The following is a 15,605-nucleotide window of genomic DNA, read 5'->3' as shown; positions in this document are numbered from 1 at the left end:
CCGGCAAACGAGGCGCGCTTCGCGGAGTGCTGGGTTGAAACGCGGATTGCGCGGGTTGAATTAAACAAACGACACGTCAAAGGAGCTGCAAATGGGTCTGTTCACACGTTCCACACTCGATAGCAACATCAATGGCGCGGCCAAAGTGGGCCATCGCGCGGTTCAGGGCGCAAGCGACGCGGTCGATACCGCGAGCACGCAGTTGCGCGGCCTGCTCGACGATCTCGACAGTTCAATCCGCGATGCGAAGGACATCGACGTGGACAAGCTGCGCAAAGACTTGCAGGCCAAGCTGAAAACGGCGCGTGCCCAGTTCGACGGATCGTCTTCGGCCATTGCCGGACGGTTGAACGACGCCGCCGGTTACGCCGACGAATTCGTGCACGACAAACCGTGGCATACGCTCGGCGCGGTGGCAGGACTCGCGCTGCTGGTCGGATTTCTGGCGGGACGATCCTGATCGGTATTGCGTTAAATTCGATGATCGATCTGAGGTAAAGCAAAAACGCCGGCATGCCGGCGTTTTTGCTTTTGGGCGTACGCCTTTTAACGGCCTCATAGTCGACGAAAAATTACTTCCGGCAAGCGTTAGCCATCCAGTCAGGGTTACCGCGTTGACCCAAGGCGGTAGGCTCATGTCCTGGCACTTCAGCGTTCGAACGACCACACGCCGGCAACACTTCAATACGTCCAATACTTGATCGGTCGCCCGTGGAAGCTGTCAACAACAATTTGCATGGTTAAGTAAAAAATTTATTTCTTCACACGTCGTAGTTTGACAGGCGAAGAATCCCCAACCAGCGTACGCTCCTGACGTCAGCACAGTAGGACTTCTATGGGGCATTGGAAGTCAAGCCCTTTGGTGATCTGTTTTCCGTGGGTCAGTCACCTCCATGTGAGGGTGCTGAGAGTTGCCCACGGCCGACCAGCGGGTCGCCTGTCACGACCACGACGCTGGCCGGCGGTGGACAACTCGCACAGCAAAGGATTTCTGATTCAAGTTCGGAATCCTTCTTATAAATAAAAACTTCAACACGAATCAGGTCGGAGTGTCTGATGTCCGGGTAACCGCCCCGGACCAACTTCTATCCGTGCCGGCGCCAGGCCGGTCACCTCATACCGCATGCGCAGAGCGCTGGAACCACTCCGTTACCGACGCGCCCCATCTAAAACTACGCTTGCCCGACGGGCAAGCCTCTTACTGTCCGGGCGCGTCGACCCTCAAGCCGTGTCATCGATCATCATTCGCCGCTCAGGTTGCAATCGTGTTGCTGCCGGGTGGCTTAAGTGTTGCCCCGAGCGGAATCTCGCCCTGTTCCAGATAGCGCCACAAGGCGATCGACAGACGACGCGCAAGCGCCACTATGCCGATGCGTCGCACGCGCTTGCCGCCTCCCGCGAAGCGCTCTTTGAACCACTGACTCAGCTGGCTGGCCGGCTGGAAGCGCAGCCAGCTCCACGCGAGTTCCACCATCAGCCATCGCGCCCGTTTGTTGCCGGCCTTGCTGGTGCCCTGTTCGACTTCGCTGGTGCCGCTTGCGTAAGGCGTGGGCGCCAGGCCCAGGCAGCCGGCGACTTCACGGCGGTTGTGAAACTGCCGCCAGCCGAACAGTTCCTTGACCAGGGTCCACGCACTTCCGGTGCCGATACCCGCAAGCCTCGACAGCACCGCGATCGCGGGTTGCGCACCGCTGTGGACCTGACGCTCCTGCAGCGTCTCAAGCGTCCTGATCTGCTTGGCAACAAGCGACAGCCGCTCGAACTCGCGTTCAATCTCGGAGCGCAAACCTTGTAACAGCTGCCCGGCCTGCTGAGCCCACCAGTGCGCCCATGCGCGCCCACCGATGCGCTCGACCCGCAAGTTGTGCAACACCAGCAGCGAACGGATCCGGTTGCTGTGGGCGGTGCGCTCTTGCCGCAGACGCCCGAGTTCCCGATGCACGCGCCGCTCATCCTCCTGCTCGGGCGTTGGGATCCTCGCGACCGCCCACACCCGCCGTTCACCCGCGTGGTAGCGCATCAGCATCGACAGCAGCTTGTCGCTGTCGAGCCGATCCGTCTTCGCACGGCGTGCCCGCCGGTTCACTTCGATACTGGCCGGGTCAACTACGAGGTTGGTGACCCCTTGTCCGCTCAGCCAGCGGTGCAGCCAGAAGCCGTCTCGCCCGGCCTCATAGCAACTGCACACGGGAGCATCAGCGCCTAGATGGCAGCGGGCTTTGGCTTTCGCGATCGCGGTCACGACCGCCGCCGTATCGCCGGCCACCACCGTACACCGGCTCGGCGCGCGCACACCGTCGCCCAGTGACAGCTTCCAGCTCTTATCGCCCAATTCGAAGGCGACGTACAGCCGCCCGATGATCGTTGTATGTTGCCCTTGAAGGGCCGTGACAGGCGCATCCATTTCCGTGCTCCTTTCGAAAAACGGGTATCCGAATCCTCCGTTTTACTCCAAGGGGCTTACTCTCGCTGACCTTCCATAGTATCTAATGAAAGCGATAACCCAACCAAAGACAGCGCAAATTTTTGACCGGATCAACGCGCTCCAGGCAACAACTTCGCACTACTTCAACTCATCGCAATTGACGCCTCTCGTGTGCGAATGGCGGGAGATCAAGAGCGAGATCGATTCATTGATGAAGGTGGACGCATGCGCTGCCTGGGAAGCAGCCGGCGCATGGAAAGGTCTCGCTGGAGACGTGGCAGGAACTGAAATCGCTTTTGCGAACAGCGTTCGACTGGGAAACTCGGGGTCAAACCGCGAAAACTGGATGATAAACCGGTTAAATCTAGGCAGGTTTTCAGTCGCGCAGACTCTTTATGCGGCTATAGGAAATCCGGAAACAGGTTACTTCACACTGCTGCTCGAGGCCGGCTCTATAAGGCGGGCGCGATTGCGCAAGCAGCCTCGTTCATCGAGAGGGCTAGAGAGATGCGCATCAAATGGGACGAGAATCAAGTTGAGGAAGTCATGCAGGCTAACGCCATTCTTCGTCATGCCGGAATGTCGGATCAGCAGATTGGGCGGCAGCTCGACGTAGCAGGCGTCGTCCTTCGGCGCCATGAAATCCCGCCGAACGGATCAGTGCTCGTAACGTCCGCGGACGATTTTTTCAGCGGCGTCACTTATTCTTTCGCGGTCCCCGTGGGGGCCAAAAAAGCGTTCGACATGAACGTGGAATTAGCGAGGGAAGAAGACAAAGCGGGCATCAACAAGAACGTCGCGTTCGACGTCGTCTTTGAAGCGGCGGCATCTTGAGTTCCACGCCCCGAGAACTGGTCGACTGCGCTGCTGAGTTGCTGAAGCAGGCCTTAGGCGAGCCGCAGTATCGCGCGGTTGCAGTCGCGCGTACTACGGCGCATTTCATGCTGCCAATGCGTTTCACAATGCCCTTCCCGCGCCAGGATCGGTGGGCACCGCGCGAGGACGCCATCAGCAGTTGATCGCGCAGTTAGCCAATCCGACCTGCAGCAAACAAATTGACAACTATTTTGTCTCCCAGGCGCTCAGTAAAAAACTCCGTCCACTGATCGATGCCCGCGTGAAAGCCGACTATCTGATCCATTCCGAGGTAAGCCTCGCGCTTGCGACGGCTACGGCAATTGGCGCCGAAGCGATAGTACAAAGGGTAATGTGACTCATGGCACAACGCCGCCGTTTCGACGAGCATCCCTTCCTTGGCGCTGCCGGCGGACCCGACCTGCGGGTCCGGGTCCTGGCTGAGCGATCATGATCGGTTTTGCACGAGGTCCCCGATAAAACAAAAACGCCGGCACATCCGGCGTTTTTGCTCGTCTGGACGTCATTTTGTAATGGGTCCCCGGTATTGGCTGCACAACTGGAAATTGCGCCCGGTCCCACGTTAGCCATTCTGCCGACATTCCCACGGCGAGCCGACGCGGTACACTCGTGCCCTTAGGACTTTCGCACATTCACGCACGCAAGATGGGTACGCATATCTCCGTTTCGTCTACCGCTCAAGACTTGGGCCCCGCCGCGCAGGAACCCGGCGCCGCTGTCGATCTGTCGCACCATACCCCCATGATGCAGCAGTATCTGCGCATCAAAGGAGAGCACCCCGGCACGCTCGTGTTTTACCGGATGGGCGACTTCTACGAGCTATTCTTCGACGACGCCGTCAAAGCTTCGCGCCTGCTCGATTTAACGCTCACACAACGCGGGGCGTCAGGCGGAAACCCGATCAAGATGGCCGGCATCCCCCATCATTCGTGCGAGCAATACCTGGCGAAGCTCGTGAAACTTGGCGAATCCGTCGCTATTTGCGAGCAGATCGGCGATCCGGCGACATCGAAGGGACCGGTCGAGCGCAAGGTCGTGCGCGTAGTCACACCAGGAACGCTGACTGATGCCGCGCTTCTCTCGGACAAAAACGACGTCTTCCTGCTCGCGCTCTGCCCAGCGCATAACCGCCGAGGCGTGGTCACGAGCGTCGGCCTGGCGTGGCTGAACCTGGCGAGCGGCGCATTGCGCCTCGCCGAAGTCGCGCCCAACCAATTGAGCGCGGCGCTCGAGCGCATTCGCCCGGCGGAAACGCTGATCGCCGACTCGTTTTCTACGACCAACGCGCCGTTTGAAGTGCCGAACGTAGGGGCGACAACAAGTGCGCCCGCGTGGCATTTCGATATCGACTCGGGCACGCAACGTCTGCGTGAGCAACTCGATGTCGCCAGCCTCGACGGCTTCGGTGCGCACTCGCTGACCTGCGCGTGCGGCGCCGCTGGCGCGCTGCTGCTGTACGCGGCCGCCACCCAGGGCCAGCAGCTACGGCACGTGCGCAGCCTGAAGGTGGAGTACGAGTCGGAGTACATCGGCCTCGACCCGGCCACGCGGCGTAATCTCGAACTGACGGAGACCCTGCGCGGCACGGAATCTCCCACCTTGTGCTCACTGCTGGACACGTGCTGCACGACCATGGGCAGCCGTCTGCTGCGGCATTGGCTGCATCATCCGCCGCGCGACTTCACTATCGCGCAAAGCCGGCAGCGTGCAATTGGCGCATTGCTCGACGCACCCGCAACCGCGAGTCTGGACGGTTTGCGCGCAGCTTTGCGGCAGATTTCGGACATCGAACGGATTACGGGAAGGCTGGCGCTGCTGTCGGCCCGGCCACGCGATCTCTCCAGCCTGCGCGATACCTTCGCGGCACTCCCCCAACTGCGCGAACGGCTTGCTGCCGTGAAGATGAATGCGGCATCGCTTGAACGTATCGATGTATCGCTTGAGCCACCGCCGGAATGCCTCGCGTTGCTGACCCGCGCAATCGCGGCCGAACCCGCGGCGCTGATTCGCGACGGTGGTGTGATCGCGCGCGGTTACGACACGGACTTGGACGAGCTTCGCGACATCTCCGAGAACTGCGACCAATTCCTGATCGACCTGGAAACGCGCGAGCGCACGCGAACGGGTATCGCGAACCTGCGGGTCGAGTACAACAAGGTGCACGGCTTTTATATCGAGGTTACGCGCGGCCAGACGGACAAGGTTCCCGATGACTACCGCCGTCGCCAGACACTGAAAAACGCCGAGCGTTACATCACGCCGGAGTTGAAGACCTTCGAAGACAAGGCGCTGTCCGCACAGGACCGGGCGCTGGCCCGTGAGCGTTTGCTTTACGACGCACTGCTCCAAACGCTGCTGCCGCACATTGGCGATTGCCAGCGCGTAGCGGCTGCGCTTGCCGAACTCGACCTGCTTGGCGCGTTCGCGGAACGGGCGCTCGCGCTCGACTGGATCGCCCCGGCATTCGCGGGCGACGCAGGCATCGATATCGAGCAAGGGCGGCATCCGGTGGTGGAAGCGCAGGTGGAGCAGTTCATCGCCAACGACTGCTGCCTGAATACCGAGCGCAAGCTACTGCTGATCACCGGGCCAAACATGGGCGGTAAGTCCACGTTCATGCGACAGACCGCGTTGATCGCACTACTGGCTTATGTAGGCAGCTATGTGCCCGCGAAACGCGCATGCTTTGGACCCATCGACCGGATCTTCACGCGTATCGGCGCCGCCGACGACCTCGCCGGCGGCCGATCCACATTCATGGTCGAGATGACGGAAGCGGCGGCTATTCTCAACGACGCCACGCCGTCGAGCCTGGTGCTCATGGACGAGATCGGCCGCGGGACGTCCACCTTCGACGGTCTCGCGCTCGCATGGGCTATCGCGCGGCATCTGCTCTCGCATAACGGCTGCCATACGTTGTTCGCCACGCATTATTTTGAACTGACGCAGCTGCCGGCGGAATTTGCTCAAGCAGCAAACGTGCATTTGTCGGCGGTCGAACACGATCACGGCATTGTGTTCCTGCACGCGGTGAGCGAAGGACCGGCGAACCAGAGCTACGGCTTGCAGGTCGCGCAACTGGCAGGCGTACCGCCGGCTGTTATCAAGGCTGCAAGGAAACACCTGGCTCATCTGGAGCAGCAGTCGATCGGCCAGCCGTCGCCGCAATTCGATCTGTTCGCCGCGCCTGTTGTTGAGATGCCTGACTCCCGCGAACGTGACGAACCGGTCGAAGCGCAGCCGCACCCCGCGCTGGACCGGCTGCGCGCAATCGATCCAAACGAATTGCGCCCACGTGACGCACTCGATCTGCTCTACGAACTACATGAGCTGGCGTCGAACGCTCCGGATGCGTCGCGCTAAGGCGGAGTTTGCCGCCGACTGGCCGGGCGCGCGACGCATGGTGCGCACCCGCGTCGTCGTTACTTGCTTAAGCGCCCTCTTCCTCTTGGCCGGAAGACCGCAGCGCGCCCAAGCTGAAGCGCCGCCGCTCGCGCCGCTTACGCCACTGACATTTGCAATCGCGTCGAATGTACTCGACAAGCCCGCAGGAGAAACTGCGCTCCAGCATCTGCTCGAAGCCATCGGACAAGAACGGAACACGTCGTTTGTCGTCTACGACGGCGACCTCAAGGGCGAAACGGAACCGTGCCGTGATTCGCTGTATGACACACGTCAGCAAATCTTCAATAGCTCCCGCAAACCGGTCGTCCTGCTCCCCGGCGGCAGCGACTGGGCATCTTGCGGTCTCGCGCAAGCGGGCAGTTACGATCCGGTCGAGCGACTGGATTTCATCCGCCAGTTGTTCTTTGGCGACTCAAGTTCGCTCGGGCAGGCGCCCATGAACGTGATCCGTGAAAGCGATGTCGCGCGCTTTCGGCCGTTCCGCGAAAATGTCAGATGGCAAACCGACGGTGTTGCGTTCATTGGCTTGAACGCGCCCGCGCCGAACAATCACTATTTGAGCGCGGGTGGGCGCAACGGAGAATTCGAGGACCGCTCTGTCGCCAACGCATTCTGGCTGGAACATGCAGTTGAAACCGCGAGACGTTCGGAGATGCGCGCGGTCGTCGTGATCCTGCAGGGGAACCCCGACTTCGCGCGTTACGAGCGTCGCGATCGTTTCGCGTGGCTGCACTTTGCTCGCGGCGACACGCCGCGAGATGGTTTCCTCGAACTCAAGCGCAGCCTTGTCAAAGCCGCCGAATTGTTTCGCGGACCCGTGATCGTGATCCACATGTCCGATACGCCGATACCCAAGGGCTTTCGCATCGACCAGCCGCTGCGCAACGACAAAGGCACCGTGGTGGCCAATCTGACGCGCATCGAGATCGGGTTGAAGAAACCGCAGTCGCAATGGCTGGAAGTGGAGTCCGATTTCGCATGGCGGCCGCCCTTTCGCGTGCGCGTACGCGACGTAATCGTGCGGCCGGTGGCACCCGGCCAGGCATCCGCCCCTGCCGTGTCCGCGTCTTCGTCGATACCATCGTCGGCACCTGCCCCTTCGTCTGCTTCATCGCCCTATCCGTCGCCCTATTCGTCGCCCTCCTCGCCTTCTTCGATACCCGGCGTTGAAAACGAGACCCCTGGGCCTTCATCGTTTTTCCAGCAGATGCAGCCAGTGCAACCCTCGCAGCAAATGCAACACTCCGCGCGGGTGCTTCAACCGGACACTGGCACGCCCGCGTCTTCAGCGCCGCCGACGCTGAACTTGAACTCGCCCGCGAACCTGCCGCCGATCCTGCCAATGCCGGCGAGTCCTGCGAGCAGTGCATCGGGTACAGGCACGGGCCAATAAACCCGCCCACGAATCAACCGGCGCGAAATGAAACAAGGCGCAGCAACCTGCCTGCGCCTTGTTTCACATCGCTTGACTCAACCCCTGCACACGCCTCAATGCAAGGTCGGGCCAGCGTCCTTGCCCGGCTCTTCGTCGTCCTCGTCGAGGACTTCAAGACCGTCGAGACCATGCGCGTGCTGATGTTCCTTCTCGTCCTCGGTGGCTTCGCGGACCTCCTGCACGTTCAGCGCGAAACGCAGAGCCATACCCGCTAGCGGATGATTGCCGTCGAGCACGACTTTATCTTCCGCCACATCGGTGACCGTGTAGATCAGCGAATCGAGTTCGTCCTCGCCGTCTTCCGGGGTACCTTCAAACTGCATGCCGACTTCGAGCGGTTCTGGAAACCGGCCGCGCGCCTCGACTTTCACGAGATCGGGATCGTACTCACCGAACGCATCCTGCGGTTCGAGTTGCAACTGGGTTTGATAGCCTGCTTCCTGACCGTCGAGTGCTTCCTCGATCTTGGGGAACGTGCCATCATAGCCGCCGTGCAGATAGACCATCGGCTCGTCGCTTTCCTCGATCAGATTGCCATGAGCGTCCGAGAGCTTATAGGCTACTGATACGACGGTGTCTTTTGCGATTTTCATTGGATTCTCCAAGATACAAGCCTCAATTATACGATGCCAGCGCGGTCCCCTAACGTTCCCTCCCGTCCTTTCGCGGTGCCGCTTCCCGACGAACCTGCAACCCTGCTCGGTAACCTCACGCCTGCGCAATTCATGCGCCGGTACTGGCAGAAAAAGCCGCTCCTGATCCGTCAGGCGATTCCTGACATTCAAGCGCCGCTAACCCGCGACGAACTGTTCGAACTCGCCGATAGCGAAGACGCAGAATCGCGCCTCATCACGCATTTTCGCAAGTCCTGGGCAATGGAGCACGGGCCTTTTGCGCCCGATGAATTGCCATCTGTGAAAAAGCGTGACTGGACATTACTCGTGCAAGGGGTGAACCTGCACGACGACCGTGCCCGCGCGCTGCTCGACCGCTTCCGTTTCATCCCTGACGCCCGCGTCGACGATCTCATGATTTCGTACGCCACCGACGGCGGCGGCGTGGGCGCGCATTTCGATTCCTATGACGTCTTCCTGCTTCAGGTGCACGGCAAACGGCGCTGGCGCTTCGGCGCGCAGCGCGATCTCTCGCTAAAAGAGGGGTTGCCGTTGAAAGTTTTACAGCACTTCGAAGCGGAAGAGGAGTGGGTGCTGGAACCGGGCGACATGCTTTATTTGCCGCCTCACATCGCCCATGACGGCGTCGCTGAAGGTGAATGTATGACCGCCTCAATCGGCTTCAGGGCGCCTTCTGCAAGCGAACTGTCAGGCCAATTCCTCTATCACCTCGCGGAGCGGCTGGACGACGCCCACAGCGCTGGTGCGAAGAGCGCCAAGGGTGTCCAGCGCTACCGTGACCCGGCTCAGCCGGCGGTCAGCCACCCGGCATTGCTGCCACCGCTCATGATCGAGCGGGTTGGCGCGATCCTTGCGAACATTGAATGGGATGAGAAGGACGTTGCTTCGTTTCTCGGAACGTACCTGAGCGAACCGAAGCCGAATGTCGTATTTGATCCGCCGCACCGCCCTTTGAATGAGAATCGGTTTATCGAACGCGCGAAACAGTCTGGTTTGAAGCTCGATAAAAAGACCGTGCTGCTTTATGACAAGCACGCTTATTTTATGAATGGCGAGCCGGATTTAATGTCGGGAAAGCTCAGGAAATGGCTTCCTGAACTCGCCGACAAACGTTATTTGGAGGGGAAACGCTTTGTAACACTCTCAGGCGATTCGTCAATGACAGTGCTACTACACGAGTGGTATTGTGCGGGCTGGATACAAGTCGACGCAAACGCCTAGTGTTTGGCCTGTCTTGCTGTTCCGTGGGTTGAAATGTATGAGAAAGACAACGTATTGGCCCCGCATTTATCGACGGTCGATACGAAAGTGCATATAATTTCCGCCCAAGCCGTAGGAAGTCTCACAGACATACATAATGTGAGTCCACAACGGCCCGGGTCGGTGTTGGAGCACACATTACCGGTACTTTGCGCTGTTGCTTACCTTTAACCATAAAAGGACGTGATCATGAAGAAATCTCTCCTCGTAGCATCCCTGTTGGCTGCTGTTGCTCTTGCTGCATGCAACAAGTCTAGCGATACGGCTGCTCCGGGCGCTGCTAGCGATACCTCGGCTGCTTCGGCACCTGCTGCTGCTGCTTCGGATTCTGCAGCTGCTGCTAGCGACGCAGCTTCGAGCGCTACGGCTGCTGCAAGCGACGCAACTGCGGCTGCTGCATCGGCAACCGACGCAGCTTCTGCAGCTGCTCCTGCTTCGGGCGCAAGCCAGTAAGCACCTAGTCAGGGGCCTAGTTTTCCGCTCTTTTTAGCTGGATCATTTAGTTGAAAACGAAGCCTCCGCAATAAGCCTCGCAGGAAGTCATTCTGGGAGGCTTATGAAAAAACCGGCCCTCGGGCCGGTTTTTTTACGTCTGCTGGTTCTTGATGTGAATACGCGGATTTGCCTAAATGCGGCGTGATGCAGCGCTTGGTGCAGCGCTTATAGGGAAACGTAGACTGATTTCATAACGACAGCCAGTCGAAGCCGTCGGCTTGCGTAGCGACCACGATATCGGCCGGAGTGCCGCCCAGCACGGCGGCGAGCGCTGCCTGGGCCAACTCGGGCAGGTTGTTCTCCCGACTCAGATGAGCGGCCACCAGATGACGCAGCTTCGATCGATCGAGCGCTGCGAGAATCCCTGCTGCGGCGTCGTTGTTCAGGTGTCCATGCATTCCGCCAATGCGCGCCTTGAGCGACGCCGGATAGCGGCTTGTCGCGAGCATCCCGACATCGTGATTCGATTCGAGTACCAAAGCATCGCAACCGCTCAATACATTCGTGATGTGGGCAGTAGCGCCCCCGACATCCGTCAGGACGCCCAAACGGCTCGCGCCGTCCGAGAACACGTACTGGAGAGGCTCGCGTGCGTCGTGGGGCACAGTGTAAGGGAGCACTTCCAGGTCCCCTACCATCACGCTCTCGTCGCCCCAGAGCACACGAAGGTCGACCGGCGCGTCATCGGCGCCGACTGCGCGTGCGGTGCCCCAACTCATGTGCAGCGGAATAGACCATTTGCGCGCCAGCGTCAGCGCGCCGCCAATGTGATCCGCATGCTCATGCGTGATAAGAATGGCGTCGATCTGGTCTGCCCGCACGTCGAGCCGCGCCAGGCGCCGCTCGACTTCCTTCGCGGAAAATCCACAATCCAGCAGCACGCGCGTGCTGGTCGTGCCGCTGACCGACTCGACCAGCAACGCATTGCCTTCGCTGCCGCTGCCGAGACTGGCAAAACGCATCGGCGAAAACCTAGTTCAACTGCGCGTGCAACAACGCGACAATTCGCTGCGCGTCGGTCGATGTATCCACTTGGCCGTTGGCGTCGACCACGGCAATCTGCGTGATCGTGTCGGCCTTCGGACGTACGTTGACCATGAACTCGCGCGCTGGCTTGGGCGTGCCGCCGCCAAAGAACTTGCCGAGCAAACCGTCCTTTTTCAACTCCTGCATGGAGTCCGAGAAGCGAACGTAATACAGGCCCTTCGCGCGATCCCGGTTGTCGACGGTAAAGTTGGTCCGGTCGAGTGCCAGGCCTACACGCAGCCAAGCGCTGTCGAATGGCTCGGAGAGATCGAGGGTGGACGAACCACCCGTCGGATCTACCGTGGCCGTTGCAGTCGCCGGACGTGCATCGGTCAACAGTTGCTTCGCCTGCGCGTCGGTGAGGCCGAACTTCTCCATCAGCTTCGCAAGAAACGCGGCTTCAAGTGCGGGATTGCGCGGCCGCTCGACCCATTTCGACGAGGTCTTGTCCTGACCCGTCAGCATTTCTTCCATCGCACTGTGGCTGATGGAGATGTCGGTGGAACCGCTCGCACCGCGCTCGACCAGCGTACGGAACTGATCGCGCGTACCCGATGAATAGGCGAAGTCGACCAGCTTGCCAATGCTCTTCCTGAACCAGTCGTCCGGAATGTTCGCGCGATTTTCAGCCCAGTCGGTCGTCATGATGCCGGTAGCAGCGGCATCAGTCTTGAGCGTGAAACCGTTCTCTTCCCAGAACTCCTGCAACTGCGGCCAGAGCTGATCGGGGGAACGGCCATCGACGACTAGCCAGCGGCGATCGCCGTCACGCTCCACGTGCATGCCGAACGGATCCTGCGGGCTCGGCACGCCTACTGTTGCATTGCCTGCGGGCGTAAGCGCGCGCGGAGCAGCGCCGCCAAGCGTATTCAGCTTGGGCGGTGCGGCATAGCGCTGGCTGATGTCCCCTGTGCTCAGGTCCGATGGGACGGTCAGCGTAGGCGCCGTTTCAGCACCCTTGTAATTGACCCGATCCGGCGCGAGCCAGTCGTTCAAAGTGTCACAACCGGCAAGCGAGATCAGCGTGCCGATTCCAAGCGACAGCACGCTCAGGGTGCGAGCGTGATTGAATAAGGCGGAACGTTTCATGAGGTCCTTCGTGATGCTGAATGCGCGTTGCCTGGAAGCTAAGCCGGGAACGGGTCGATGAACGACAGGTTGATGACACTCGCTGGCTGGCCAAATGGTAATAAGGCCGAAACCACTGCATTTGCAGTGGGGCGCGTGTTTTAAAGGCGCCCCGCCGCCGGCCGTCAGGCCAGAAGTCCTGTTTCGCGCAACGCGTCGCGTACGGCGTCGTGATAGCGCGCGTCGAGCGGCGTCAGCGGAAGGCGAATCCCGCTTTCCATGCGCCCAAGCGCAGCAAGCGCCCACTTCGCGGGGATCGGATTCGACTCGCAAAACATCTGCTTGTGAAGCGACAGCAAGCTGAGGTGAATCTTGCGCGCGGTGATCGCGTCGCCCGCAAGCGCCGCGCGGCAGAGTTCGCTCATTGCTCTTGGCGCGACGTTCGCGGTCACCGAAATATTGCCGTGGCCACCGAGCAGCATCAACGCGATCGCGGTCGGATCGTCACCGCTGTAAATCGCAAAATGCGCCGGCGCGTACTTGATCAGGTTTGCCGCACGGTCGATATTGCCCGTTGCCTCTTTCACGCCCACGATGCCCGGCACGTCGGCGAGACGCAGCACGGTGTCGTGGTTCATGTCGGCGACGGTGCGGCCCGGAACGTTATACAGGATGACGGGCAGGTCGACGGATTCGGCGATTCGGCGGAAGTGCTGGTACATGCCTTCTTGCGTCGGCTTGTTGTAGTAAGGAACTACTTGCAGCGTCGCGTCGGCGCCCACTTCCTTGGCCGCTTTTGCCAACTCTACCGCTTCGGACGTGGAGTTGCCCCCCGCGCCGGCGATAATCGGAAAGCGCTTGGCCGTGTGTTCGACAGCGGTTTTCACCATCAGGATGTGTTCGTCCACTGACAGCGTGGCCGATTCGCCGCTGGTGCCGACCACGACGAGGCCGTTCGTACCCTCTTCAACATGCCAGTCGATCAGTTTTCGAAACGCCGGCAGATCGAGACTACCGTCCTCGTGCATCGGGGTGACGATGGCAGGAATGCTGCCGCGGATCTGGATGCCGCCGTGTGTTCCGTTTGTCATGAAACGCTATGAAATTGGTCGGTAAACCGCGATTGTAGCGGATTAGCCCTGCAGTACGTAACGAACGGGACCTGCCGCATTGTTACGTTCCGTAAGGCCTGTTGGCATGGGCCGCAACGGGGCGGCAGCGACGATGCGCTGCACGCAGGATGCGCGCGGCACGTTGATAAATCCATCCTGATAAGCGATGACGCGCAACCGGCCCCGCACGGCGTCGAGCAGTTCGCCAGGATTGAGCAGGAAGTCCGGATTCGACGGCTTGCCAAAACGCTCGTTGCCCGCCGCGAAGGTCTCGTACAGCAGGACGCCGCCTGGCGCGAGGGCATCGAATAAAAGGGGAAATAAGGGACGATGAAGGTAATTCGTCACCAGGACCGCGGCGAATTTCTCATCCTCCCGCAGTGGCCAGCTTGCGTTTTCCAGATCGGCGCAACGCGTGCTCACATGCTGCACGGCAGCGAGGTTCGCCAAGGCGATTTCATCGCGATCCAGCGCCAGCACCGGATGCCCGCGTAACGCGAAATGACGCGCATGTCGGCCATTACCCGATGCAACGTCGAGCACCGCGCCGCCCTGCTCCACCAGATGCGACCATTTCTCGATCCATGCACTGGCGGTGGTGGGTGGCGTGGGCGGCGTAGGTGACTGCGTAGCTGACTGTTCAGGCGCTGACATCGCGTTTCATCAGTTATACGAGAGGCCCATCGCGTCGCGGACGTCGCGCATGGTCTCCACCGCGAACTTGCGCGCCTTGTCGCAACCGTCAGCCACGATCGCGCGCAACAGCGACGGATCGTCCATGTATTTCTGCGCGCGTTCCAGCATGGGTTGCTGCTCGCGCAAAATGCCTTCGATCACCGGCTGCTTGCATTCGAGGCAGCCAATTCCCGCGCTGCGGCAGTTCGTCTGCACCCACTTGTGCGTGGTTTCGTCGGTATAGACCTGATGCAGTTGCCACACCGGGCATTTGTCCGGATCGCCTGGATCGGTGCGGCGAACCCGCGCCGGATCGGTCGGCATGGTGCGCACTTTCTTCGTGATGGTCTCGGCGTCTTCACGCAGGCCGATGGTGTTGCCATACGACTTCGACATTTTCGCGCCATCGAGTCCCGGCATGCGTGACGCTTCGGTCAGCAGCGCCTGCGGCTCGACCAGGATGATCTTGCGAGCGCCTTCCAGATAACCAAACAGCCGTTCGCGATCGTTCATGGACAGACTCTGCGATTCCTGCAACATCGCCCGCGCCTGTTCGAGCGCTTCGTCGTCGCCTTCCTGCTGATACGCGACTCGAAGCTCGTGATAAAGCTTCGCGCGTTTGCCGCCGAGTTTCTTCGCGGCATCGAGCGCCTTCTCTTCGAAATCCGCCTCACGCCCGTACAGATAATTGAAACGCCGCGCGATCTCGCGCGTCATTTCCACGTGCGGCACCTGATCCTCGCCGACCGGCACGAGCGACGCGCGATACAACAAAATGTCAGCGGCCATCAGCACCGGATAACCTAGAAAACCGTACGTCGTCAGATCCTTTTCCTTCAGCTTCTCGATCTGCTCCTTGTAGGTCGGCACGCGTTCGAGCCAGCCAAGCGGCGTGCTCATGCCGAGCAGCAGCGCAAGCTCGGCGTGTTCCGGCACGCGGCTCTGGATGAAGAGCGTGGCTTGCGCCGGATCGATGCCGGACGCGAGCCAGTCGATCAGCACTTCCCAGACGTTCTTCTCGATGACTTCAGGCGTTTCGTAGTGGGTCGTCAGCGCATGCCAGTCGACGACCGCGAAGAAGCACGGGTACTCGGACTGCAGCCGCACCCAATTCTTGAGCACGCCGTGATAGTGGCCTAGATGCAGCGAGCCGGTCGGCCGCATGCCGGAGAAGATACGGTCAGGGAACATGG

Annotated in this window: 15 protein-coding genes; 8 read left to right on the top strand and 7 right to left on the bottom strand. The window is 60.4% G+C overall.

Features of this window, described 5'->3' with window-relative positions; all coding sequences use genetic code 11:
• The first annotated feature begins 91 nt into the window (after positions 1-91).
• Positions 92-460, top strand: a complete 369-nt coding sequence (locus BSU04_RS39590; RefSeq protein ID WP_089165653.1) for a DUF883 family protein — start codon at positions 92-94, stop codon at positions 458-460.
• A 792-nt stretch (positions 461-1,252) separates the two neighbouring features.
• Here BSU04_RS39590 and BSU04_RS39585 read toward each other — a convergent pair.
• The gene (locus BSU04_RS39585) at positions 1,253-2,404 is read right to left on the bottom strand and encodes an IS110 family transposase (protein ID WP_089165652.1); all 1,152 of its coding nucleotides are present in this window, start codon (positions 2,402-2,404) and stop codon (positions 1,253-1,255) included.
• Between the two features lie 528 nt (positions 2,405-2,932).
• Between BSU04_RS39585 and BSU04_RS39580 the strand changes: the two genes are divergently transcribed.
• From BSU04_RS39580 to BSU04_RS39560, 5 genes are all read left to right on the top strand, one after another.
• Entirely contained in the window at positions 2,933-3,259 is a 327-nt protein-coding gene (locus BSU04_RS39580; RefSeq protein ID WP_089165651.1) for a hypothetical protein, read from the top strand.
• Complete coding sequence (locus BSU04_RS39575) at positions 3,256-3,444, top strand: hypothetical protein (protein WP_089165650.1); 189 nt, start codon at positions 3,256-3,258, stop codon at positions 3,442-3,444. Before BSU04_RS39580 ends, BSU04_RS39575 begins: the two co-directional genes overlap by 4 nt.
• Complete coding sequence (locus tag BSU04_RS46030; RefSeq protein WP_144021498.1) at positions 3,441-3,638, top strand: hypothetical protein; 198 nt, start codon at positions 3,441-3,443, stop codon at positions 3,636-3,638. The genes BSU04_RS39575 and BSU04_RS46030 overlap by 4 nt, the downstream gene beginning before the upstream one ends.
• A 404-nt stretch (positions 3,639-4,042) precedes the next feature.
• Positions 4,043-6,664, top strand: a complete 2,622-nt coding sequence (mutS, locus tag BSU04_RS39565; RefSeq protein ID WP_179258603.1) for a DNA mismatch repair protein MutS — start codon at positions 4,043-4,045, stop codon at positions 6,662-6,664.
• Positions 6,651-8,099 (top strand): hypothetical protein, encoded by a 1,449-nt coding sequence (locus BSU04_RS39560; RefSeq protein WP_256983815.1) that lies wholly within the window; start codon positions 6,651-6,653, stop codon positions 8,097-8,099. The genes mutS and BSU04_RS39560 overlap by 14 nt, the downstream gene beginning before the upstream one ends.
• Before the next feature lie 95 nt (positions 8,100-8,194).
• Here BSU04_RS39560 and BSU04_RS39555 read toward each other — a convergent pair whose 3' ends face one another.
• Positions 8,195-8,734 (bottom strand): FKBP-type peptidyl-prolyl cis-trans isomerase, encoded by a 540-nt coding sequence (locus tag BSU04_RS39555; protein ID WP_031363930.1) that lies wholly within the window; start codon positions 8,732-8,734, stop codon positions 8,195-8,197.
• 33 nt (positions 8,735-8,767) lie between these two features.
• Between BSU04_RS39555 and BSU04_RS39550 the strand changes: the two genes are divergently transcribed.
• Together BSU04_RS39550 and BSU04_RS48300 are read left to right on the top strand one after the other, a co-directional pair.
• The gene (locus tag BSU04_RS39550) at positions 8,768-9,997 is read left to right on the top strand and encodes a JmjC domain-containing protein (RefSeq protein WP_373452918.1); all 1,230 of its coding nucleotides are present in this window, start codon (positions 8,768-8,770) and stop codon (positions 9,995-9,997) included.
• A 228-nt stretch (positions 9,998-10,225) separates the two neighbouring features.
• Positions 10,226-10,489, top strand: a complete 264-nt coding sequence (locus BSU04_RS48300) for a hypothetical protein (protein ID WP_075583450.1) — start codon at positions 10,226-10,228, stop codon at positions 10,487-10,489.
• Between the two features lie 230 nt (positions 10,490-10,719).
• Here the strand turns inward: BSU04_RS48300 and BSU04_RS39535 are convergent, their stop codons facing one another.
• The 5 genes from BSU04_RS39535 to BSU04_RS39515 all read right to left on the bottom strand — a co-directional run bounded on the left by BSU04_RS39535 (position 10,720) and on the right by BSU04_RS39515 (position 15,603).
• Positions 10,720-11,493: an MBL fold metallo-hydrolase gene (locus tag BSU04_RS39535; protein ID WP_089165647.1), complete on the bottom strand. Its 774-nt coding sequence runs from the start codon at positions 11,491-11,493 to the stop codon at positions 10,720-10,722.
• Positions 11,494-11,503: 10 nt separating this feature from the next.
• Positions 11,504-12,646 (bottom strand): outer membrane protein assembly factor BamC, encoded by a 1,143-nt coding sequence (bamC, locus tag BSU04_RS39530; RefSeq protein WP_089165646.1) that lies wholly within the window; start codon positions 12,644-12,646, stop codon positions 11,504-11,506.
• 164 nt (positions 12,647-12,810) lie between these two features.
• Positions 12,811-13,716: a 4-hydroxy-tetrahydrodipicolinate synthase gene (gene dapA, locus BSU04_RS39525; protein ID WP_089165645.1), complete on the bottom strand. Its 906-nt coding sequence runs from the start codon at positions 13,714-13,716 to the stop codon at positions 12,811-12,813.
• Positions 13,717-13,758: 42 nt separating this feature from the next.
• Entirely contained in the window at positions 13,759-14,391 is a 633-nt protein-coding gene (locus tag BSU04_RS39520; protein WP_144021497.1) for a class I SAM-dependent methyltransferase, read from the bottom strand.
• 9 nt (positions 14,392-14,400) lie between these two features.
• On the bottom strand, positions 14,401-15,603 hold the full coding sequence (locus tag BSU04_RS39515; RefSeq protein ID WP_089165644.1) for a tryptophan--tRNA ligase: 1,203 nt from the start codon (positions 15,601-15,603) through the stop codon (positions 14,401-14,403).
• Between the last annotated feature and the right edge of the window lie 2 nt (positions 15,604-15,605).

The sequence above is a fragment of the Caballeronia sordidicola genome (assembly GCF_002220365.1).
Classification (GTDB): Bacteria; Pseudomonadota; Gammaproteobacteria; order Burkholderiales; family Burkholderiaceae; genus Caballeronia; species Caballeronia sordidicola_C.
The sequence above is the reverse complement of the archived record's forward strand: the minus strand, read 5'-3'. Positions and strand labels throughout refer to the sequence as shown.

Bases quoted from the DNA above. Each gene is read 5' to 3' on its own strand.
- BSU04_RS39550 (WP_373452918.1), top strand. From the start codon at position 8,768: ATGCCAGCGCGGTCCCCTAACGTTCCCTCCCGTCCTTTCGCGGTGCCG.
- BSU04_RS39520 (WP_144021497.1), bottom strand. From the start codon at position 14,391: ATGTCAGCGCCTGAACAGTCAGCTACGCAGTCACCTACGCCGCCCACG.
- bamC (WP_089165646.1), bottom strand. From the start codon at position 12,646: ATGAAACGTTCCGCCTTATTCAATCACGCTCGCACCCTGAGCGTGCTG.
- BSU04_RS48300 (WP_075583450.1), top strand. From the start codon at position 10,226: ATGAAGAAATCTCTCCTCGTAGCATCCCTGTTGGCTGCTGTTGCTCTT.
- BSU04_RS39555 (WP_031363930.1), bottom strand. From the start codon at position 8,734: ATGAAAATCGCAAAAGACACCGTCGTATCAGTAGCCTATAAGCTCTCG.
- BSU04_RS39590 (WP_089165653.1), top strand. From the start codon at position 92: ATGGGTCTGTTCACACGTTCCACACTCGATAGCAACATCAATGGCGCG.
- dapA (WP_089165645.1), bottom strand. From the start codon at position 13,716: ATGACAAACGGAACACACGGCGGCATCCAGATCCGCGGCAGCATTCCT.
- BSU04_RS39580 (WP_089165651.1), top strand. From the start codon at position 2,933: ATGCGCATCAAATGGGACGAGAATCAAGTTGAGGAAGTCATGCAGGCT.
- BSU04_RS39585 (WP_089165652.1), bottom strand. From the start codon at position 2,404: ATGGATGCGCCTGTCACGGCCCTTCAAGGGCAACATACAACGATCATC.
- mutS (WP_179258603.1), top strand. From the start codon at position 4,043: ATGATGCAGCAGTATCTGCGCATCAAAGGAGAGCACCCCGGCACGCTC.
- BSU04_RS39535 (WP_089165647.1), bottom strand. From the start codon at position 11,493: ATGCGTTTTGCCAGTCTCGGCAGCGGCAGCGAAGGCAATGCGTTGCTG.
- BSU04_RS39560 (WP_256983815.1), top strand. From the start codon at position 6,651: ATGCGTCGCGCTAAGGCGGAGTTTGCCGCCGACTGGCCGGGCGCGCGA.
- BSU04_RS39515 (WP_089165644.1), bottom strand. From the start codon at position 15,603: ATGTTCCCTGACCGTATCTTCTCCGGCATGCGGCCGACCGGCTCGCTG.